18 protein-coding genes and 1 pseudogene are annotated in these 21,414 nt (G+C 61.8%); 13 read left to right on the top strand and 6 right to left on the bottom strand.

Translation table 11 applies throughout. The features are described 5' to 3' along the window. Positions 1 to 33 precede the first annotated feature (33 nt). The 3 genes from ASF39_RS07055 (at position 34) to ASF39_RS07045 (ending at position 3,390) form a co-directional block, all read left to right on the top strand. The gene (locus ASF39_RS07055; RefSeq protein ID WP_055887152.1) at positions 34 to 924 is read left to right on the top strand and encodes an ImmA/IrrE family metallo-endopeptidase; all 891 of its coding nucleotides are present in this window, start codon (positions 34 to 36) and stop codon (positions 922 to 924) included. A 110-nt stretch (positions 925 to 1,034) separates the two neighbouring features. Beyond that, on the top strand, positions 1,035 to 2,078 hold the full coding sequence (locus tag ASF39_RS07050) for a YihY/virulence factor BrkB family protein (RefSeq protein ID WP_156387734.1): 1,044 nt from the start codon (positions 1,035 to 1,037) through the stop codon (positions 2,076 to 2,078). Positions 2,079 to 2,277: 199 nt separating this feature from the next. Then, positions 2,278 to 3,390, top strand: a complete 1,113-nt coding sequence (locus ASF39_RS07045) for a hypothetical protein (RefSeq protein WP_055887145.1) — start codon at positions 2,278 to 2,280, stop codon at positions 3,388 to 3,390. 426 nt (positions 3,391 to 3,816) lie between these two features. Here the strand turns inward: ASF39_RS07045 and ASF39_RS07040 are convergent, their stop codons facing one another. Then, positions 3,817 to 4,293: a BLUF domain-containing protein gene (locus ASF39_RS07040; protein WP_055887142.1), complete on the bottom strand. Its 477-nt coding sequence runs from the start codon at positions 4,291 to 4,293 to the stop codon at positions 3,817 to 3,819. A gap of 264 nt (positions 4,294 to 4,557) precedes the next feature. Between ASF39_RS07040 and ASF39_RS07035 the strand changes: the two genes are divergently transcribed. Both ASF39_RS07035 and ASF39_RS07030 read left to right on the top strand, forming a co-directional pair. Then, positions 4,558 to 4,800, top strand: a complete 243-nt coding sequence (locus tag ASF39_RS07035; protein WP_200938179.1) for a hypothetical protein — start codon at positions 4,558 to 4,560, stop codon at positions 4,798 to 4,800. A 20-nt stretch (positions 4,801 to 4,820) separates the two neighbouring features. Then, positions 4,821 to 5,465 carry a methyltransferase domain-containing protein gene (locus ASF39_RS07030; protein ID WP_056282337.1) on the top strand — a complete coding sequence of 215 codons (645 nt, stop codon included), beginning with the start codon at positions 4,821 to 4,823 and terminating at the stop codon, positions 5,463 to 5,465. Between the two features lie 63 nt (positions 5,466 to 5,528). Here ASF39_RS07030 and dinB read toward each other — a convergent pair whose 3' ends face one another. Then, the gene (dinB, locus tag ASF39_RS07025) at positions 5,529 to 6,635 is read right to left on the bottom strand and encodes a DNA polymerase IV (RefSeq protein WP_056282248.1); all 1,107 of its coding nucleotides are present in this window, start codon (positions 6,633 to 6,635) and stop codon (positions 5,529 to 5,531) included. A 135-nt stretch (positions 6,636 to 6,770) separates the two neighbouring features. On the opposite strand from dinB, the gene ASF39_RS22265 reads away from it, so the two are divergent. Beyond that, on the top strand, positions 6,771 to 7,016 hold the full coding sequence (locus ASF39_RS22265) for a hypothetical protein (protein ID WP_056282246.1): 246 nt from the start codon (positions 6,771 to 6,773) through the stop codon (positions 7,014 to 7,016). A 235-nt stretch (positions 7,017 to 7,251) separates the two neighbouring features. After that, positions 7,252 to 8,175 (top strand): YiiG family protein, encoded by a 924-nt coding sequence (locus tag ASF39_RS07015; protein WP_056282242.1) that lies wholly within the window; start codon positions 7,252 to 7,254, stop codon positions 8,173 to 8,175. Positions 8,176 to 8,453: 278 nt separating this feature from the next. Here ASF39_RS07015 and ASF39_RS07010 read toward each other — a convergent pair whose 3' ends face one another. Continuing rightward, positions 8,454 to 9,065: a heme-binding protein gene (locus ASF39_RS07010; RefSeq protein WP_056282238.1), complete on the bottom strand. Its 612-nt coding sequence runs from the start codon at positions 9,063 to 9,065 to the stop codon at positions 8,454 to 8,456. A 682-nt stretch (positions 9,066 to 9,747) separates the two neighbouring features. Between ASF39_RS07010 and ASF39_RS07005 the strand changes: the two genes are divergently transcribed. From ASF39_RS07005 to ASF39_RS21095, 3 genes are all read left to right on the top strand, one after another. Continuing rightward, positions 9,748 to 10,026: a hypothetical protein gene (locus ASF39_RS07005; RefSeq protein WP_056282235.1), complete on the top strand. Its 279-nt coding sequence runs from the start codon at positions 9,748 to 9,750 to the stop codon at positions 10,024 to 10,026. 125 nt (positions 10,027 to 10,151) lie between these two features. Further along, a complete protein-coding gene (locus ASF39_RS07000; RefSeq protein WP_056282232.1) occupies positions 10,152 to 10,547 on the top strand; it encodes a DUF4149 domain-containing protein in 396 nt (131 codons plus the stop codon). A gap of 481 nt (positions 10,548 to 11,028) precedes the next feature. Next, positions 11,029 to 11,436 (top strand): hypothetical protein, encoded by a 408-nt coding sequence (locus ASF39_RS21095; protein WP_156648420.1) that lies wholly within the window; start codon positions 11,029 to 11,031, stop codon positions 11,434 to 11,436. 427 nt (positions 11,437 to 11,863) lie between these two features. Here ASF39_RS21095 and ASF39_RS06995 read toward each other — a convergent pair. Both ASF39_RS06995 and ASF39_RS06990 read right to left on the bottom strand, forming a co-directional pair. Continuing rightward, a pseudogene (locus tag ASF39_RS06995) lies at positions 11,864 to 12,325 on the bottom strand (helix-turn-helix domain-containing protein); the annotation flags it as partial. Between the two features lie 237 nt (positions 12,326 to 12,562). Next, entirely contained in the window at positions 12,563 to 15,814 is a 3,252-nt protein-coding gene (locus tag ASF39_RS06990; RefSeq protein WP_056282229.1) for a rhamnan synthesis F family protein, read from the bottom strand. 1,034 nt (positions 15,815 to 16,848) lie between these two features. On the opposite strand from ASF39_RS06990, the gene ASF39_RS06980 reads away from it, so the two are divergent. The 3 genes from ASF39_RS06980 (at position 16,849) to ASF39_RS20315 (ending at position 20,084) form a co-directional block, all read left to right on the top strand. Next, complete coding sequence (locus ASF39_RS06980; RefSeq protein ID WP_082494416.1) at positions 16,849 to 17,808, top strand: methyltransferase domain-containing protein; 960 nt, start codon at positions 16,849 to 16,851, stop codon at positions 17,806 to 17,808. A 674-nt stretch (positions 17,809 to 18,482) separates the two neighbouring features. Beyond that, on the top strand, positions 18,483 to 19,169 hold the full coding sequence (locus tag ASF39_RS20320) for an FkbM family methyltransferase (RefSeq protein WP_162240580.1): 687 nt from the start codon (positions 18,483 to 18,485) through the stop codon (positions 19,167 to 19,169). 138 nt (positions 19,170 to 19,307) lie between these two features. After that, the gene (locus tag ASF39_RS20315) at positions 19,308 to 20,084 is read left to right on the top strand and encodes a class I SAM-dependent methyltransferase (RefSeq protein ID WP_162240579.1); all 777 of its coding nucleotides are present in this window, start codon (positions 19,308 to 19,310) and stop codon (positions 20,082 to 20,084) included. 435 nt (positions 20,085 to 20,519) lie between these two features. Here ASF39_RS20315 and ASF39_RS06975 read toward each other — a convergent pair whose 3' ends face one another. Then, on the bottom strand, positions 20,520 to 21,323 hold the full coding sequence (locus ASF39_RS06975; RefSeq protein ID WP_056282220.1) for an IS5 family transposase: 804 nt from the start codon (positions 21,321 to 21,323) through the stop codon (positions 20,520 to 20,522). Positions 21,324 to 21,414: the final 91 nt, after the last annotated feature.

The following is a 21,414-nucleotide window of genomic DNA, read 5'->3' as shown; positions in this document are numbered from 1 at the left end:
GAATCGCCTCAGGGACGGAAAGGGGCTGCGCGGATGCCGATCAGCAGGATAGACCTCACGGGCGCGGGCTCGCCGGAGGCGCTCGTCAAAGGCATCCTAAAGGCCGAGCCGAACCTTCCGGTGCCCGTGCCGATCCAGGAGCTGTGCACGCGCCTCGGCATCCTAAGGATCGAGGACTTCGACACCAACGAGTTCGAGGGCGTCCTCCTGACCGACGCGAAGCGGTCCGAAGGATCCATCCTCGCCAAGCGCGGGGGCGAACCGCGTCGCCGCTTCACCATTGCGCACGAACTCGGCCACTTTCTCATGGGGCACCACGTCCCGGATCAGCCCGGCCGGTTCGAGTGCAAGAGTTCTGACCTGCTACGCGTCAACGCGAAAGAGGGCGATCAGCGGCAGCGCAGGGAGGTCGAGGCCAACCGCTTCGCCACCCTCATCTTGATGCCCCCGCACCTGCTACGGGGCGCCATGGCAGGCTTTCGCGAGCCCGATCTTCAACACGTTCTTGCGCTCGCGCGCGACTTCTCGGTCGGCAAGGAGACGGCGGCTCGGTCCTACGTACAGTACCATCCCGCGCGGATCGCCATTGTCGTGGCGGGCAACGGCCGGGTGCAACGCTGCTACCGCAGCCTCTCCTTTCCAGCCATCATCTGCGCAGTCGGCAGCCCGGTCCCGACAAGCTCGCTCTATCACAGCGGTTCGCATCGGCCGAACATCGCGAGCGACAGGGCCGCGTGCAGTCCCGATCTCTGGATCGATGTAAGGCGCGACCTTCGCGCGCCGTCCCTCTACGAGCAGGTGTACCTACAGCAGAATGGCTTCGCGATGATCCTCCTGCGTCTGGAACCCGTCCCGGAGGAGAGCGCGGAGGAGCGCAGGCTGGAGGAGGGCTGGCGTTACCGCTTCCATTCAGGGCGACGCTAGGCGACACTTCCGCAGGCTCGGATACGAAGCGCCGCTCCGACTTCGGCTGAACCGATGTCGTCAGGATCACGTCGCAATCATTCGTACCGATGCCCCACAGGGTCGTAGCCGTGGTTCAGGACGTTGATGAAGGCGACGACTGGCGCTCGGTCGCCACGCGTCCCCAGGATGCAGCGACCCTCGAAACGGCACGCCAGCGCGCGCGGGAACCTGATCGGGGCCGCGATGCGAGCCGCCCCTCCGAGATTCCGAAGGCAGGATGGAAGGACATCCTGTGGCGCGCCTTGTGGGCTCTACCGAAGGATCGTGTGCTCACCACCGCCGGCGGCGTCGCCTTCTTCACCCTGCTTGCCGTGTTTCCCGGTCTCGTCGCCGTGGTCTCGATCTACGGGTTGTTTTCCGATCCCAACGTGATCAGCCAGCATGTCGGCCTCCTGACCTACATACTCCCTGCCGCCGCGCTCGAACTGCTCTCCGAGCAACTCGTGCGGATCGCGGCTCGCAGCACCGGGTCGCTGAGCCTCACATCGACGATCAGCCTGCTCATCGCCCTATGGAGTGCAAACTCTGGCGTCAGCGCCCTCTTCGATGCCCTCAACGTCATCTACCGGGAACGGGAGGATCGGACCCTGGTCCGGTTCTACGCCACGACCTTCCTATTCACCCTCGGCGGCGCCGCGTTTCTCCTCCTGACGATCAGCGTGGTGGTCGTCCTTCCGGCGATCATGGAGCGCTTCGGGTTCGGGGGGGTGGCCGATACCATCCTGTCCGTGGCCCGGTGGCCAGTGATTTTGGTCGTGGTCAGCCTGAGCCTGACGCTGATTTATCGCTACGGCCCGAGCAGGCGCCGAGCGAAATGGCGTTGGGTGACCTGGGGCAGCGCGCTGGCCGCGTTTCTCTGGGTTTGCACGTCCGGAATGTTCTCCTGGTACGTGGCGAGCTTCGATAGCTACAACCGTATCTACGGGTCTCTTGGCGCTGGCATTGGCTTGATGTCCTGGATCTGGCTTTCCATTGTCGTCGTCCTGCTCGGCGCCGAGATCAATTCAGAAATGGAACGCCAGACCGCCCGCGACAGCACCGAGGGATGGCCCAAACCCCTTGGCGTCCGGGACGCCTTCGCTGCCGACAATGTTGGACCAAGCCAGGAATAAATCGCTGGAGTAGCGCCATCGCCGCTTTGTCAAAGGGCTGAAAATGGCGCAAGGCGAACATCAGCCTAGTGTGAACGGGCTGGTAAAAACAATGCGGCCAAAAGCTAAAGCTGGGGAACTGGACGAAACCTATCTATGGGTGCCCTATGGGCCGAGACAAAGCGATCACGCCAGAAACAAGATCGCCGGAGGAACCCGCATGCTGCGTTGCCTTGCGGCCGTTGTCGCCGTCGTTCTCGCTCTGCCAGTCCATGCAGAGGAGCCCCTCCGCTTTGAGGTCGATCCGGCTTGGCCTAAACGTCTGCCGAACGATTGGATCATGGGGCAGGCCGCCGGCGTCGCCGTCGACGCGGCGGACAATGTCTGGGTCGTGCAGCGGCCGCGGACACTCACCGACGACGAGAAGGCAGCAAGCCTCGATCCACCGCGGACCCGGTGCTGCAAGCCGGCACCGCCCGTCCTCGTCTTCGATCAAGCCGGGACGCTGCTGAAGTCCTGGGGTGGCCCTGGCCAGGGTTACGACTGGCCCACGAACGAGCATGGCATCCACATCGACCATAAGGGCTTTGTCTGGCTGGCTGGCAATGGCGATACCGACGGCCAGATCCTGAAGTTCACCCAGGAGGGACGGTTCGTCCTGCAGATCGGCAAGGCGGGTCAGCAGACCGATAGCCAGGATACCGCGCGGCTTGGCAAGCCCGCAGCGATGCAGGTCGATCCCGAGACCAACGAACTCTACGTCGCGGATGGCTACTACAACCATCGGATCATCGTGTTCGATGCCGAGACGGGCGCGTTCAAGCGCATGTGGGGCGCCTACGGTAAGCCGCCGACCGACGAGAAGCTCGGTCCCTACGATCCCGATGCTGCGCCGGCCGCGCAGTTCCGCAATCCGGTGCACTGCGTCCAGATCGCCCGGGATGGGCTAGTCTATGTCTGCGACCGCACCAACAACCGCATCCAGGTCTTCCACAAGGACGGCAGCTTCGTGAAGGAGATGTTCGTCGAGCGCGGCACGCGGGCCAACGGCGCGGTGTGGGAGCTCGCCTTATGGCCGGACGAGCGCGAGACCTACCTCATCAACGCAGACGGAGCGAACAACGAAGTCCGCACTCTCAGCCGCGACACCGGCGAGGTGCTCGGCCGTTTCGGGCGCAACGGCCGGCAGGCAGGCGACTTCCACTGGGTCCACAATCTTGCGGTGGACTCGAAGGGCAACGTGTTCACCACCGAGGTAGACACCGGCAAACGTGCCCAGAAGTTTCTGTTCCGAGGCGACTTGGTTCTGCGCAAACGCATTGCTGCACCGTGAGGACCACGCGATGATCACCGCCGACCCCGATCTGAATATGCTGGCCACGTGTGCCTGTTGCCTTCCGCGCCGCGGCTTCCTGGGCGGCCGCGTTGGTCGCTGACTGAGCCAGGCTATGTCGCAGTCTCAGCGTGGACTTCCTCGGGGGCGCACGTGCCCACCGCATGGCTGAGCGCACCTACCTTGAAGAAACTACGGCAGCGGTCTCGCATGAGGCGATGCTTCTCTACGAGAACGGCCGTCCGATGGTGTAGGCTATGGGGCGAGTCGATTTTTGTCGCGAAGTACCGCCGCGCGCCAATGAGCGCAGCGTTCTTCGAGATGTCTAAAACCTCCTTCGTAAGCTTCCGGGTGCTCTCGACTGGAGCGGGCATTCGTCCTTAGCCTCCGGCTTTCATTCGCCGCTTGACACCTCGCTGGGCCCGATCAGCTTCGCCCAAACGAAGCTAGCGTCCCCGAATTGAGTTGATCGAGCATCCGAGTCAGTGCCGCGACATTGTTCTTGTCGTCAGCGCTTTCGAGCGCGTCCTGCAATACCGGGCGGATGTCCTCGGCTTCGACCTTCTCCATGTCCCAGTTCGGATAAAGGCGCTCTCGCCTTTCCTCGCTCTGGCTCAGCGCGACGATATCGTAATGGCGCGGATCGCCATGCAGGCTCGCGATCAGCTTGTGTATCTGGACGGCCGGCCCCTCGATCCACTGGAAAAAAACGCCGCTGCCGAAAACCAGCACCCCGGTGATGCCGCGAGCGGGATTGTGTCGCTGGGCCGACTCGACGATGCGGCCGACCTCGGCATCGTCGACGCCGTCGGCGGCACGGCTGCAGTAGACAAAATGATAGAGCGGGGGCAGCGCGGCTTCGTCCAACTCAGTGCCGCGGTGAAAACCGTACTCGTCAAACATGGTTAGGCCCGCTCCGTTTATGCCAGGCAGGGCGTTCCGCCCGGTGCGTGAGCGGCAGGATAGCGTAACTGGCCGAATTTGAAATTGAACGTAGCGGCCCAGGCCGTCGCGCGGACACCGAAGGTGCTGCTACTCGCCGGACGCACTAGCGGACGGGCGGGCGAGAAAGTCTCCTGACCGGCGCCATGCCCCGGAACAGTCCGATGCGGCATCATGGCGACAGGGTATGCCGAACCCTACTCCGCATCGGCCGGTTGAACCGTCATGACCGAGAAATCATCTGATCCCACCGTGCAAATCGTCGATGCCCAACGCCGTGAGATGGCTATCGAGCACCTGCTCTTCGGGACCATCCGCTTTGTCTCGCAGCACCACCCTGAGCTCCTCGATCAACTCGATGCCAGCCTCGACCATCTATGGGATAAGGGGCCAGATGGTGAGCGTGACGACGAAGCCGTACGGGAGGTCGCGCGCCGCTTCGTCGGGAGCCTGCGTGCGGAGCGGTGACTCGGCCGATGGAGCCCATCATGAGCGACCTCCCCAACTTTCCTCCCGAAGCCTTCGCCAAGCAGGATCGCACGCCGGACGGGCTGTTCTACGCGCAGGCCCGCTTCGTCACGCATATCGACGACGCGGCTATCGACGCCGTGACCGACCTGTACCGCACGCTACTACCGCCCGGTGGCCGCATCCTCGACCTGATGTCGAGTTGGGTCAGCCACCTGCCTGCAGAGGTCGCCTACGGGGGTGTAATTGGCCATGGCCTCAACGCTGAAGAACTCACCGCCAACGCACGCCTGACGCAGCACTTTGTGCAGGACCTCAACGCCGACCCCATCCTGCCGTTCGACGACGCCAGCATCGATGCCGCCCTGATCTGCGTCGGGGTGCAGTACCTACAAGATCCCGTGGCCGTCCTGCGCGAGGTCGCACGTGTGCTGGTGCCGGGCGCACCCGTGGTCATCACCTTCTCGAACCGCTGTTTCCCCACGAAGGCGGTGGCCATTTGGCGGGCCATCGGCGGGGATGATCATGCTCGGCTCATCGCACTGTACCTGCAGCACGCAGCGTTCTCGGCGATTGAGGCCAGGGTGCTACTGCCGGAAGGTGGACCCACTGATCCGATGCGGGCGGTGATCGGACGAACCTCGACGCCGAAAGCGGACGTGTAGTAGCGCAGGCGGCGGGCGGAGGGTTGCCTAAGCTTTAGCAGCGGCTGTCTCACGGCCCCTCAGCTACAGGGCAAGGCCAAGCTGACGTGGCTCTTCCGCCGCGCCATGTTGCAGCCCGGATAGCGACACCCCGATCAGTCGCACGCTGCGGCGTAGGGGAAACACGTCCCGCAGCAGGCCGAGGCTGATCTGCGCCAGCGATTCGCGGCTTTCCACCGGCATTGTGAGGGAACGCGCCCGGGTGATCTGCTCGAAGTCGGAAAATTTTACCTTCAGGGTGACGGTGCGGCCGGCGACGCCCTTGCTCGCGCAGACCGTCCAGACCTTGTCGAGGATCGGCTGTAGCCGCTCGCTGAGAACGGCGAACTGGGTGGTGTCCTCGGAGAAGGTGTTCTCCGCCCCCACCGACTTGCGGATGCGATGTGCCCGAACGGGTCGGTGATCGATGCCCCGGGCGACGTTGTGGTAGTAGCCGCTCGAGCTGCCAAAGATGGCCTGAAGTTCACTGAGCGAGCGTACCTTGAGGTCGCCGCCCGTGAGGATGCCAAGGCGCTTCATCTTGGCCTCCGTCACGGGGCCAACGCCATGGAAACGTCCGATGGGCAAGGCCTCGACGAAAGCTGGTCCCATGGCCGGGGTGATGACGAACAGGGCGTCCGGTTTTCGGTAGTCGGAGGCAACCTTCGCCAGGAACTTGTTGTAGGAGATACCCGCAGAAGCCACGAGGCCGGTGCGAGCCAGGATCTCCGCCCGAATGGCCCGTGCAACCGCGGTGGCGGTCGCGAGCCCTTGGAGATTCTCGGTGACGTCGAGGTAGGCTTCGTCGAGAGACACCGGCTCGATGGTCGGGGTGTGCTCGGCGAACACCGCCTGGATCTCGGCGGAGATCGCCTTGTAGACCTCGAAGCGCGGCTTGACGAAGACGAGGTCGGGGCAGAGCCGCCGGGCGGTGACCGAGGGCATCGCCGACCGCACGCCGAACACCCGTGCCTCGTAGCTCGCCGCTGCCACGACACCGCGTTCGCGTGATCCGCCGACCGCCAAGGGGCGCCCGCGCAGGGCCGGATCATCGCGCTGCTCGACGGACGCATAGAACGCATCCATGTCGATGTGGATGATCTTCCGAGCGACGGCGACAGGTTCGGTCAAGGGTGCTGTATCGTTCGGCATTCCCGCCCCTGAAGCACCGGACGACGGGCTGCGCACCGACACGCAGCCTTGCCCTTTTTCACCGGCTACCCTCATATAGAACATAACGCGAACTGAGGCGTTTTCGGAAGGTGCTGCGAAGGGGATTTGCAGATCATGGCCCGCTACCGCTTTCACGCAACCAATGGCTACGCCCTCGTTCTCGATGCCATTGGCAAGGATGTGCGTTGCCCCGGACGCCTGATGCCTCGGGCTGTGGCGGTCGCCAAAAGCGTCATGGACGAACTCGATGATCAGGAGGACTGGTCGGAGTGGAGCGTCACCGTGCACGACCTCAGCGGTCGTCGTGTGTTGGTGCAGCCCTTCGTATCGCAGGCCGGTGGCGCCTTTCAGGCAGCTTGAAACCAGCGCGAGTTGGCCATGCTTGTAGAAAAGCATGATAGGCACCGAGTTTGACCCTACCTCGATTTCATATTTCTTAGAATTTCGCGGCTTTAGATAAAGATCCTCAGGGGGTAAAGCTTTGGTGTTTATTGAAAATTAGGCTCCGCAGGCGTGACCCGCACGACCGTCTGCCGCCGCTTTCGGTCGTGCGGCTGCAATGCTACCCACCCGCCTCATCACGAGGGGCTATCCAATGACCTTCCCGACGCGACGCGCCGTGTTCCTGGCCGTCTTCATGGGCTGCGTTCCGGCTTTTGCGCAGACCTCGGTCCCCGCCGGTCCGGAGACGGTCGCCTCGCAGGCCGTCATCCGCAAGCTGAACGCCTATGTCGGGCTCTTGAACCGGACGCTCCGCGCTTCGGAATCGATGGCGCGTTACGGAAGCTGGGTGAACATGCAGACCGGCCCGACAGGTCGTGAGAGCATCGTGTATGGGCTCTACTCACTCTATGACGTGCGCGACGAGATCGCGAAGGCGAAGGCGGCCGTGAGTGCGGAACCACGCATGGCGGAGCTCGACGCGGCCATCCCACCGTACGTCGCGGCCTACGAAACGCTCGCCCCGCTGATTGCGCAGGCGAACGGCTATTACGAGCGGGCGGACTACAAGGTCGACAAGATGGCGGAGGGCAAGACTTTGCATGGCAAGCTCGCGCCTGCCGGCAATGCCTTCCTGGAAGAACGGGCGAAGCTCGAACCGCTCTTCGCCCGTGAGAAGCTTAAGAGCGACGAGGCAGAGCTCGCGCTGATCGAGAAGCAGGAAGGCCGCAAGGCGCGCTGGATCGTCGCCAACGTCATGCTACGAGCGCGTCCGGTGGTGGAACTGCTCCCGCGCGAAGCTAGGCCCATCGTTGACCTGCCGGCCTTCGACGCCGCACTCGCCACTTATGCCTCGGCCGTCAGGAGCATGGACGAGTATACCACGGCCGAGCCGGGCTCCTTCTCCGGCTTCGAGGGCCGACCGGCTTCCTGGCTCGGCAAGCTACGCGAGTTCCGCGAGAAGCTCGGCCGCGCGAAGGGTGACGCACGCCGCGGCCGTATCGACACAACCTGGATCGTGAACGACTACAACACCCTGATTTCGTCCTCGCAGACGGCGACCCGTTTCCCGCGTTAGGCGGTCCTGCCGGACGCTGCCGGACGCTGCCGGCGCTGACGGGACCATCCCGTACGATGGACGTTACATCTCGGCGGCGCGCGCTTCGCCGGGATGACGAGGAAGCCAAATGATGCAGTCAGATACGCCACGCCCCGGAGACGATCCCCTCCCGCCCATCGGCGATCCAACTCCCGGCCCTCAGGTACCTGAGATTGATCCACCGGCGGAGCCACCGGCCCCTCAGCCACCAGGCCCCATCGAGGCTTCCTAAAAGCTTGGCGATCCGTTAGCGCAACTCACGACGAGGGAGACGGTAGTCGCACCGCGACCTCGTTCCGGCGCAGGAATGGCACCGAGAACGGCGGATCGTAGCCCATAAAGAAGGGCTGATCCGCCGGCTTTCGTCCAGCGGCTTCCATCACCTTCGTCAGGATGCGGGCCTGCTCATCCCTAGCCGCAGGCGATGCGGTGCCCGAGAAGCGCAGGACGGCCAACCGTTCCGGAGGGATGCGAACCAGTCTCACACCAGGTTCCGTCGGCTCCGGCGCACCGGCTTCGACGACCGCCCTCGGCAGGTAGAAACGCATGGTTCCCTGGGCGCCCTGTTCGACCGGGACCGTCATCGCGATCAGGCGGCCTTTGCTCTCGACGGGCGTCGTCATGGCGATCCGCTGACCGCCACCATTCGCCCCGGTGATGTAGCGGAAAAGCCGGCCGAACGCCTCCCCGTCCTGTTGTCCCCTGGCATCCGTCTCGACGGCAACGCGTCCTTCATAAGCCCGCACCTCGACCCCGCGGTCGAGTCGCTCGACGACCGCATAGCGCGGCTCTTCATAGGTCCCGCGGATGCCCACGACCGACAGCGCGGATTCAAGCAGAGTCACGAGGTAGTAGAAGAACTTGTCCATCGTCCACGCATCTTTTAGTCATGGGGGTACACAAGGGGTCTGCGGTCGTTTGCAGTCTGGTCTCTGACGTAGGTCATGTAGGCCGACTGGTTTTCCGGCATAGAAGACCGCGGCGTGGCTGCCGTCCATCAGTGCGGCCAGAGCATCAATGGATACCTTGGTCAGGTCACCATGAACCGCCATCGCTCCCAATGCAGCGATGCCCTGGGCCTGTTCCGGCTTGCTATGCAACGACATGCCCGTGCTCGTGACTAATTGGCCACACCGCAGAACCGTAGCAGCTAGAACAAGCTAGGATGGATCTGGTCGCGACTGAGGGAAGCGAATGCGGCCATTAGAAGCCAGGCCGCTGCGGATAGAATTCAACCTTTCGGCCCCATGAGGATCTGTAGGTGCACGCGGCGAGATCCAGCGCGAAGGCCTCGATGCCGGTCAAGTGCGGTAGTAAGGCGCATCGTCAACGCAGTTCGGCTTCACAGATAGCGTTGGTGCGATCTGAAACGTGGTTCCCCGTCCAGGGAGGCCCACTGCAAGTCACTCCTTTCTACCATTAGGTCCTAGTGTAAAACATGATAGCCGACTTGGATTGCCGCCGTTGTGTTGATTCACCTAGCGCTTTCAAGGGGTATAATCAAGTATTAATTGAGTATTAAAATACCACCTTGATTGAGGGACATCCAAGATGCTGACCCGATCTTTACTGATCTTGATACTGGGATCGATTGCGGCGCCAGCCTTGGCCTTGCAACCGCGGGACACCCTGCGGGACTGGAGTGCCGCAACGGGCGCGGACCGGGACCGCCTGTTGCAGCAGCTGGAGAAATCCAGCGAAGTAGGTGTTCCGCGTGAGGATGTGCTGTCCTGCCTCAATGACGCTGCGAGCATGACTGCGCATGCCGACTTGGCGATCCACGACGTGTTCAGGGCCTGCACGAAGCAGACTCTGAAAGACTCGATCTGAGCGAAGGCCTTCCCCACTTCGTAAAGCGGGGAAGCGTTGCACGGCGAAGGGCAATGTTATCGGGGGCCGAGCAGACCGAATGCTGCCCGCAAAGGCGATTTGAAAATCATCGAGGTCTGAAAACGATGCTCTCGCAAGCGGCTATCCTCCTAACCGCCCTCATGTTTGGCGGGATGGTCCTGTACTCGTTCGGCTTCGCCTCGTTCCTGTTCAGTGCCCTCCCCGCCGACGCGGCAGGCCCGCTCCTGCGCCGCGCCTTCCCGCACTTCTACGTCTTCGTCATAGGGTGCGCCCTCAGTGGCGCCGCGCTGGCAGCCACCATTGATAGGACCTCCGCCCTCATCCTAGGGCTCATAGCCGTCACGGCACTCATCGCGCGCCAGATTCTCATGCCGGCCATCAATGGAGCAACCGACTTGGGAAATCGCACACGGTTCCGAGTCCTTCACACTGGATCCGTCATAGTCACGCTGGCCCATATCGCTGGGTCGTCCGCAGTGATTTTGAGACTCTCTACCTAGATGATTTCATTTAGATACCGCGCGTTGAGTAAAGCTGAGGGGGCCTGCGGCCGCGATATGAGCATGTCATTTCCCATTAGTGTAATTTTCCCACCACGGATCCTAGGCAACCTGGGTCATGTGCCGACTGTCTGCGACGGGTGTCGCAGCATAGGCTGGTCAGGGCGGAGGCAGTCGCGAGGCACATCGCCCCAACCGGCCTGCCTAAATAACCTCAGCAAGTTTTTGTCTTTTAGGACGGCCACCTCGTTCGAAAGCAACAAGAGCCTCGACCATTCAGGCCGGCAGCCATCCGACATTAAGCTCCTGTCGGCGGTGCAAGCCGCTTTGTGATGTGCTCCGTAAGCAAGGATTAACGCTGCGTGAGCATTGTCGTGAAAGTGATCGATCAACCGTTCGGACCAGCGGGGTCCGCACAGTTGCCCTAGGAGACAGCTGGTCCATGCCTCGCTTGCTCGAACTGCTGCGTTGAAAACTCCAGGTGATTATTGCGTGGAAGCCGGCACCTGCTCATTTACTTCCTCTCATCCTGGGGGTTTTAGCCTTTGCAGGTTGGGGAGCCTACGCGAACAAAGCGTCAGCCAACCGCAATCTTACGACTGAGGTCAGCCTGCTTCAGACAGAAAGAAGCGGGTTTGTGAACCGTCAGAGAGAGTTGGAGCAGGCAAACATCGACCTTGTGCGTGAGTGGCAAGGCAAACTCGCTTCTTCACGCGAGGAGCTCGCCCGAGCTGTTGCCGCGCGCGACGCGGCCAAGGGCCAGCTTGGCAGTTCACAGCGCGAGCTTGTCGCCTCGAAGAAGCGCCTCGATCAGGCTCGTGAACGTGTCTCCGAGACGGGAAGCATCAAACCCGCTAAGCCGTCGAAGAAGGCCACGAGTAAGCCATAGAGCCGCCCGAGAGCTCGGCCCTCGGTGTCATGAACCGAGTTGGTGGCCAACCTCGGCAAGGAACTGATCGCTCTCGCTCCGGCTAAGATTCTCCCGGACCCAGGCGTCTCGTACCCCGAAGCCCTGCTTCACCAGGAGCGAGGCTAGGGCCAGCTTGCGCCCCCGTTTGAGGACGTCGAAGACGCTTTGCGCGCCAGCTCCATCGCACCCCGAGGCGATGACTGCGCTGATCTGGGCGGTGTGAAAAAGCCTCGAAGGATGACCCCTCCCTCAGATCACGCTAAGTTATTGATCTAAAACCGTAATCTTTGTCGAAGGTGGGGTCACGATCGGCGCCAATCGTGACCCCACCTTCGATGGAAATTCCCTAGGTTCCATAATGAATTACGTCTGTTTTGCTCAGGGTCATCCTTCGACGCCGATCTACACCCATGGCCCGTAAAACTCGGCTCAAGGTCTGCTCGGAGACCGACACGCCGTGATCCTCGGATAGGATCTGGGCCAGATCGCACAACCGCCACCGCACCACACCGTGTGCGGCCGGCGTCGGTCCGTGGTCGACCCGCGCCTTGAGGACATCGCGCTGGTTGGCGTTCAGGCGCGGACGAGCCCCGGGGGGCTTGCCGTCGATCAGCCCGTCCGGTCCATCGGCGTTGAAGGCCACGACCCAGTCGCGCACCGTTTGCAGCCCGACCCCGCCGATCTTGGCCGCCTCCGAGCGCAGACCACCCGCGGCGATCACCGACAGCGCCAGCAGGCGGCGGGTCTGCGCCGGATCACGCAAACCCACGGCCAGACCGCGCAAGGCCTCGGCATCGAAGTCTGATCGCAGCGGCACCGGAGCAGCCATCGCATCCTCCTCAGGCTCCAAACCCAAGGAAGGAATCACGACCGAGATGNGGGCCGGACGGGCGCGGGGTCTGGCATGCCGGATCACGCGAACCCTTGGCCAGACCGCGCAAGGCCTCGGCATCGAAGTCTGATCGCAGCGGCACCGGAGCAGCCATCGCATCCTCCTCAGGCTCCAAACCCAAGGAAGGAATCACGACCGAGATGCTGACGCTACCCCGCGTGCGTCCTGCTTAGCGATGCTTGGTAAAGACGCCCAGGGCATCTATCCGGAGCCCTATAAAGCCTCGTAGACCTTGTGGATGGGGATACCGCAGAAGTCGTCCTCGACGCCCAGGCCCTTCACCGCCACAAATGGCGCCGCAATCTGGCCCTCCATCAACATCCGCAGGAATTCCTGTGGCCCCTTGAGCGGCATGTTGGTCTTAAGCAGCTCTGGCCCGTAGAGGTCGAGAGTGTCGCGAACGTACTGCTCTGCCCCGTCGTGCAACTCGGCTAGGACGGCATGCTCGTCATCCGTGCGGAGGTCGGTCTTGAACAGCGGCGTGACGCGGTCGCCCACCGTGTAGCCGACGACCTGCCCGTGCGCCGCCGTCAGAAACGCCTCGACGGCGAGCGAGTACTTCAGTGCGGGCATCGGCGAGGTCCATGGCTTGGCGTTCTCGCTCACGCAACCGAAGGCAAAGCCGCCGCCCTTTTCGACTGCGCTCGCCGCGTCGAAGGTCGCCATGTAGAACCCGATAAGCGGTCGTCCGAGCGCCACCTGCATCATTTTCTGGATGGTGGCGGAGTAGCCGACGTCGACGACGGCGCATTTTTCATCCGCATCGAAACCCTCCTGGCGGGCGTAGGCAAGGAAACGCGCACGCATGTCGCCGGCATGCTCGGTAATTTCCGGCTCCAGCAGGGTCATGACCCGTTCGACGACCGAGGCATCGGCGTCCAGTGCGACCTCGAAGCGGTCGAGGCCGAGATGCGCCGGGGCCACGAAGCCAGTACGGTTGCGGAGGAGCGCGCGGAGGTCGCCCGTGTAGTCTCCCGTCGATGTCACCAGTTCCGGCCGGAACTCGATGGCAAGTGCGGCAGCGATCGCCGTCTGCCGAGACACATGGAAATAACGGCCCTCGGGTAGATCGTGCAGGCCGTAGCGCTCGCGAATCAGGCGGTAGACCCGGACCAGGAAGTCGCCTTCTCGCGCCAGGAAGTACAACCGATCGACAAGGGCAAGCGCGGCGTGTCTGATCAGCCACGACATAAACAGCAGCATGATTGGCCCGAAGACCGTGAAGCCGATGTCGCGGGTCGAGGCGAGCGAAAGGTATGGCGGCCGGTCCCGGTCGAGGAACGGCGCGCGCGTGAGCTTTAGCATTGCCTGGCCGATAACGAGGTCGGTGGGCCACGTCCGCGCCAAGTCGCCGTCGTCGCGCTGGAACCCGCTCTGGGCCAGGATCTTCGCCGGGTGGGCGACGTGCAGGAAGGGGATGCGCCGATCGCAGGCAGCCTGGATGTCGGAGTGCTCGTTGTCGCCGACATGCAACCAGCGAGCGCGCGGCACTCCTTCCGCCTCCTCAACGTGGGACCAAAGATCGCCCCGGTCCTTCCGCGCGCCGACTTCGTTGGACACGTAGACCTGCGCGAACAACTCTGCGACGCCGACGCGTTGCAGGATGTCGAGGATGTCGGCTTTCTTGTAGTAGGTATCCGTTATCAGGACGACCCGCTTGCCGAGCCCGTGCGCGGCCTTGAGGATGGCAATGACCTCGGTACGAGGCAGGAGGCAGCCGAGGTCGATTCGCCTCTCAAGGGCGTGCGCCCGCTCGACCACGTCGATAGGGATCGGGCCCGCGGCGGCGAGTTCAGCGTAGATCTCGCACAAGTTGACGTCGCCCTGATAATGCTTCCGAGCGCGGACCCGGTTCTCGGCAGCGCGGCGTTCCTCGAAAAGCGGAACCGGCCCACCCGTTTCCGCCGAGATGCGGTGCTCGATGAGCTTCAGCACCGCGTCTGGCCGCCGAGCCGGGCGACAAACCAGTGTGTCGAACAGGTCGAAGGAGATGAGGTCGGCGCAGCGGAGCAGCTCAAGCATCTCGTCTTGTGATCGGCCGCTGTACTGGTGCCAGTTCCGAGCGCTGCTGCCGTAGCGCGCTAGCCCCCTGTCGTAGTCGAAGCAGACGTAGTCGTACCCCTGAGACCGACACACGAGGGTAATCGCCCGCTCAATGGCGTGGGCGAGTGTCCCGTCTGTCTGGCCGTGCTCGTTGGGAAAGTCGTGTGGCGCGAAGCCGGCCTCCAGAAGCGGACGCAGGGCCGCCGTGCGGGCCCAAAACATGCCGCCCACCGGATAATCGAGATACTCGTCGAACCCGTCGTAGCGCAGGCCGAGCCGTCCGAGGAGCTCGTGACCGGATCCGACGTTTGCGAGCCAAGTATGTGCCCAGTAGGGCATGTGTGCGCTGGTCTCGGGGAAGAACAGGCCGAGCTTTGCGTCATCCTCGAACAGGGTTAGGGCGAGGTGGGCGCAGTCGGCTTTGGCAAACAACGTCCGGTAGATATCGTTGCGCCAGCGTATTTGCTCGTTGCCGCTGTACAGCGACTTCTTGGTGTGGACATGGAGCACGTAGTCGCAGCGCAGGATTTCCTGCGCAAATACGGTGACGACAGGGCCGAAGTTGCGGCCGCGGTTCTCAACCACCGCGACTCGTGTGCGACGGGCGAGGCCGGCGCGGCTCGCGGCTGCTTCGATTGCCAACCGCTTGGCCGGCGTGTCGGTTGAGACTAGCAGATCGAAGTGCTGTATCGCCCGCACGATATAAGGGAGGAATTCTTCAAAGACGTCGACGTAGAAGGCATGAACGACGATAGCGATGCGGGCCGTTTTGCTTTTGCGCAGGACGAGCGGGCGGGTCTCGATCCGCTGGGCCGCGGCGTCGCGGGTACAGGCAAGACGGATGGGCCGCCCTTCCTCGTGGCCGCACTTCAGGTAATGCACCAGCGGGTTCGTCCCGGCTACCGCGACGTCCGGATTGTGGTCGAGATACCATGGCCCGTCGAACAGGGGACCGGGGCTGAGGCCGAGGGCTGCGCCGTCCTGAAGGTAATGCCGTGCCGGATCCCGCTCCGGGGGCAGGTCCGGCGCCTGCGTCTGCCGGTACCAATCCGGGTCGAACAGGTCCGAGGTCTTAACGAGCGCGACCTCGGCCAGGTCGGCGACAGGGCGCGCCGCTCGGCCCTCCTCGTGGCCGCTCTGCAGGTAATGCACCAGGGGGTTCATCCCGGCTGCGGCGACGTCCGAATTGCGGTCGCGATACCATGGCCCGTCGAACAGGGGGCCTGGGCTGAGGCCGAGGGCTGCGCCGTCCTGAAGGTAGTGCCGTGCCGGATCCCGCTCCGTAGGCAGGTCCGGAGCCTGCGTTTGCCGGTACCAGTCCGGGTCGAACAGGTACGAGGTCGCAACGAGCGCAACCTCAGCCGGGTCGGCGACAGGGCAGGTCGCTCGGCCTTCCTCGTGGCCGCACTGCAGGTAATGCACCAGANAACAGGTACGAGGTCGCAACGAGCGCAACCTCAGCCGGGTCGGCGACAGGGCAGGTCGCTCGGCCTTCCTCGTGGCCGCACTGCAGGTAATGCACCAGAGGGTTCATCCCGGCTGCGGCGACGTCCGGATTGCGCTCGAGATACCTTGGCCCATCGAACAGCGGGCCGGGGCTGAGGCCGAGGGCGGCACCGTCCTGAAGGTAGTGCCGTGCCGGATCCCGCTCCGGGGGCAGGTCCGGAGCCTGCGTTTGCCGGTACCAGTCCCGGTCGAACAGGTACGAGGTCGCAACGAGCGCAACCTCAGCCGGGTCGGCGACAGGGCAGGTCGCTCGGCCTTCCTCGTGGCCGCACTGCAGGTAATGCNCGGTCGAACAGGTACGAGGTCGCAACGAGCGCAACCTCAGCCGGGTCGGCGACAGGGCAGGTCGCTCGGCCTTCCTCGTGGCCGCACTGCAGGTAATGCACCAGGGGGTTCATCCCGGCTGCGGCGACGTCCGGATTGCGCTCGAGATACCATGGCCCGTCGAACAGGGGGCCGGGGCTTAGGCCGAGGGCGGCGCCGTCCTGAAGGTAGTGCCGTGCCGAATCCCGCTCCGTAGGCAGGTCCGGAGCCTGCGTTTGCCGGTACCAGTCCGGGTCGAACAGGTCCGAGCCGGAGAGCTGCCTCTCGGCCTCAAGGTCGAAGGGATTACGCTGCACCCAGCGAGGCGCGTCTTGGAGGGACATGGCGCGACTTTTTTGCCTTGAGCCGAGGTAGATGTCGGGCAGGGGGACACCGTCCCGGACGTTGGATAACACGTGGAGGGGGGCGGTACAGCAAACGTCAGGGAGTTCGCAAATCGAGAGCGAGCACTTACGTCCGCGTGCGTTTCCTGTAAAAGCAACAGCCCCGCCGCTCGGAGGAATCTGGCTCGTCCGTGTCGGATTGCATCAGTTTCGTCCATCCTGCAGTATCCAGTACTTCTGCAGGTTCCATCAGCATTCGAAGCTGTCAGTATGGCCCCGTAGGCGGTTGTTTCGGACAAAAAGATGAAAACTGTTGTGGAATTGAGCACCGAATTGTCCCAGTCGGGACTGGAGTTTACCGGAGAACGATTCTGCCCCGAAGTGAAGGGTGCAATCCGATACGAGCACATGCACCGCTACATCTACGCGGAGCGGCTGGTGGTCGGAAAATCGGTGATCGACGTAGCCTGCGGCGAGGGCTACGGCAGCCATCTGCTGGCCGTACGGTCGCGCTCTGTGCTCGGCGTGGACGTCGATCCGGTCGCGGTCGCCCATGCCGAGCAACGCTATGGGTCGGACCGGGTGCGGTTTGTGGCCAGCAGTATCACGCACCTGCCGGCAGATGACGCCTCGATCGACGTAGCGATCTGCTTCGAGACGATCGAGCACGGCATCGACCAGGCCGGTGCGTTGGCCGAACTGCGCCGCGTACTCAAGCCTGACGGCATCCTGCTGATTTCGACCCCAAACGCTGAGGCCGAGGACGAGGCGTGGCACGCGAGCAACCCCTGGCACACGCACGAAATGACGCAAACCGAGTTCGTTGCGTTGCTCGGACGGCACTTTCCCACGGTACGGCTCCTCGCTCAGCGCAGTATCCACGGCTCAGTGATTCTGCCGATCGAAGCCTCGTCCGCGGCCGGCGGCCATACTGCGCGGGCGACGGGCGCGGGCACCTTCACGAGCACGGATGCGATTGAGCCGTCTTTCTTCATCGCCGTCGCGGGCGGCGCCGACATCCCCATCGCCAGCCTTTACGACGACGGCCACGAACGCGACGAGCTCCGCTACGCGGTTGGCGCGATGCAGGCTCTGGAGACAGAATTATGCACCGCCACCGAGGCGCTGGCCGCTCGGGAGCAGGAGATTGCCCGGCTGACGACGGCCAACAAGCTTCTCAACATTCAAGTCGAGCATTTGCGTACGAAATTGGAGGCCTATGACGCAAAGGATACGCGGACAGGCCAATTCATTTCTAAATAGATTTCAGGAATATAAAATCAAAAGCAATATTCGTATTTTTATATGTCTATGCGATCAACACTATTTCGCTTGGCCAATATCGAGTCATGCCTCAACTCCGCTTCGGGCAGACGTCGAAGCATAAATCCTCTCGTAAATTGGCTTAGGTATTGGGTCCCGAGGTGAGATGGGTTGGATCGCATCGGCAGCGGCCCGGGTTTCTCAAGGAACCAAGCGAATGAGCGCTTCCGACTGCGGGAGGCGGCACGGCACACGGCCTCAGCTGAACACGAGCCGGTCACGCGAGCAAAACCATCGCGCGCGGTCAGCTCGAGCTGACGCTATTCAGTTTCCTGGCCCCGGTCGGCCAGGATGCGCCGGTTAGAAGAACGACAGTGTAAGCGTCCTCACTGCGTTGGGGCGACCTGTCTCTTTCGTGACGGACGGGACAGCCCAATCCCGCCGGCTTTGATACAAGCGTCTACCAAAGAGGATTTTTCGCGGCGAAGGGGAGGGTACGCGGCACGGTGGACGAGACGCATCCCTCAGTGCGATACCAAGCGTACATGACGTCGGCAGGAATCTTCAGCGCGACAGCGGCATAGTAACCAGCAAACGTCTGAGAGGTCGCCACACGCAGGAGCGTGATGTCTCCTTCGTTGACAGGGTCAGTTCTTCGGTGGGGGGAGCGCGGGATGAAATATGCGTCGCATGTGGGCCAGGACCAATGGGTCACAGAAGTTTATCGCGGGCTGCGCGGCGGATATTTTTTAGAATTTGGCGCTTTCGACGGAGTGACTACCAGCAACACAGTTTACCTTGAAAAAGAACTTGGCTGGAATGGCATTTGCGTTGAGGCTAACCCGAGGTACTATAAATCCGTATGCGCAAATCGTTCGTGCATAACAGTAAATTGCGCGCTCTGGCCTGAATCTAGGATTTGTTTGGATCTGGAGGACGCTCATGGACTGAGCAAGCTTCTTGCGGTCGACAGTATTAACTCCACATCGCTCACAAGAGAAAGTATTTCTAAAGGAATAGTTAGCGTTGACACGTTGCACCCGATCGAACTGCTTGATCGTTTCGGTGCTCCGGCTGAAATTCATTATATGTCATTAGATATAGAGGGCGCGGAACTGCAAGTGCTGGAAGCTTTCGACTTCTATCGTTATAGCTTTGGTCTTGTAAGTGTTGAGCATAATTTCGAGGAGCCAAAGCGCGCCGCTATTCGCCACATTTTCAAGCATTTCGGTTATAAAGTATGCGAATTGAGAAACGACGACTTGTTTTATCATCCGGCAGTACTACATGGCCTTAGCGAAGGAAGATGCGAAAACCCTGAGCACGTATGTAATCGTGTACTCAATAGCTATGTTTTTTAGCTCTACTCGTCTTGTCTGAACGGAAACCCTATGCCGAGCATCCAACCAATTGGACTTTTATCGTTCAGCGACTTTGCTACTTTTGACGCTCACCGGCACTCTTCTGACTCGATATTTCGGTATACGATGCCGAGAGACATGGAAATTTTGAAAGATGAAGATAAATTTGAAATAAAGTGCTACTGTGGCGTTTGCTGTAAAAATACAGCAATGACGGTGAATAAGTATTTCAGTTTTCTAGAAGGCGGGCGTAAGATCCCGCTGTGGCGAGAAACAATTGATTGCCAAGATTGTCGTTTAAATAATCGTATGCGGGCATTGCTTCACATGATGTCAGCGGAGATCAAGATCCCAGTCAAATCAGATGTTTATTTTACCGAACAGGTAACGGACACTTATAAGCATGCTGTCAAATATTGGCCAAAATCAATCGGCAGTGAATTTTTGAGGGACGGGACGGAGCTTGGTGCCGTTAACCAATCTGGTATCCGCTGCGAAGATCTAACAAAGTTGTCATTTTTAGATGAAAGTTTTGACGCTCTCGTAACGATGGACGTTATTGAGCATGTCCCTGATTATTTGAAGGGGTTGCAGGAGTCATTCCGAGTGCTGCGGCCGGATGGACAGCTGGTATTATCCGCACCTTTTAACCTCGATCTTGAAAGCTCCCTCGTTCGCGCGAGGTTCAATTCAAACGGTAAAATCGATCACATCATGGAGCCGGAATACCATGGCGATCCATTAGATCCCAATGGTCTGCTTTGCTTTACAACCTTCGGATGGGATTTTTTGCAGACTCTACGAGATATAGGGTTTGTTAATCCATGTCTGAGCTTTTACTGGTCTGAGAGGTTTGGTTATCTTGGAGTTCAGTACTGTGTGCTAGCTCGAAAGCCGGCCCAGTCCGCAAGTTAGCCTGCCTGCAGCAAGTTTCGCTTGATGTTTGATCCCAGGGTTTGATGGTGCAATCTTCACGTCAAAGTGGAGGGACGCGCTATGGGCCAGGTTCCTCACGGCAGCGCCACTAACGACGGAGGCGATCCGTCGAGCGATTCAGCATAGTGAAGCGAGCCTGAGTTCGACTTTGGCCATTCAAGCGGCATTGCAAAGCGCATAGGCCCAAGGCGCGGGTAGGCGGAAGCGAGGTTTTGTTCGGAGGCGTCTGCGTGGTGATGTGACCAAAGCTCGCTCTCGGACACCTCGAAGAACCGCATCATTGAAGGGGTTGGTCGATGATTTGCCGACGCCGGCAGCTTTGGCGTGATTGGACTGGCGTTCTGGCAGGCTGACGATGGTCGTGAGCGGGCTCAGGGCCCCATCCCGCGGTTGCCTCAGAGTCCGTCCGATAAGTCATGCCGCTCGGCCGAGCCTTCGGACGAGGATCATTACGGCGGCGGCGTAGAGGAAGGCCTGGGCCGAGGCGAGGGTCGCCTCCGGGGCTTTCCACAGGCGGCGGTTGCGGCTGATCCAGCCAAAGAAGCGTTCGACCACCCATCTGCGCGGGTGCACGGCAAAGCCGACCTGATCCTTGGGTTTGCGCACGATGTCGACGGTGATGATCGTTGCGGTCGCGGGCCGGTCGCCCGCATAGCCCGCATCGGCGAAGGCCTTGGCGATGAACGGGAAGGTCCGCCGCGACAGGCGCAGTACCGGTCCGGCACCATCGCGATCCTGCACGTCGGCGGGCTGTGGATCGAGGACAAGAGCGCGTCCGTCCGTGTCGACCAGGGCCTGACGCTTGCGGCCCTTGATCTTCTTTCCGGCGTCGTAGCCGCGCGGCCCTCCGCTCTCGGTGGTCTTCACACTCTGGCTATCGAGCACTGCGGCGGTCGGCGAAGCCTCCCGCCCGACCCGCTCGCGGTCGGCCATGACGAGGTCATGGTTGATCTGGGCAAATAGGCCCGCATCCCGCCAGCGAGCGAAATAGCCGAACGTGGTCGAGCGCGGCGGCAGGTCCTTCGGGATCAGCCGCCACGCAATGCCGCCGCGCAGCACGTAGAAGATGGCGTTCAGGATCTCCCGCGTTGTCCAGATAGGAGGCCGGCCACACGGCGCCGGTTCCGGCATCAAGGGCGCGATCACCGCCCACTCCACATCTGTCAGATCGGTTTCATAGCGCAAGCCCGCACCGCTATGCTGCTGATCAGCCCCCATTGAAGTGGTCCGCCCTTTGGTATGGCTTTTGAGCCTGGAGGACGGACGAGATGGCAAAGCACCCGAAGCCCGAGGAGATCGTCGCCAAGCT

This window comes from Methylobacterium sp. Leaf108 (assembly GCF_001423265.1).
GTDB lineage: Bacteria > Pseudomonadota > Alphaproteobacteria > Rhizobiales > Beijerinckiaceae > Methylobacterium.
This window is presented reverse-complemented; position numbering and strand designations above follow the sequence as displayed.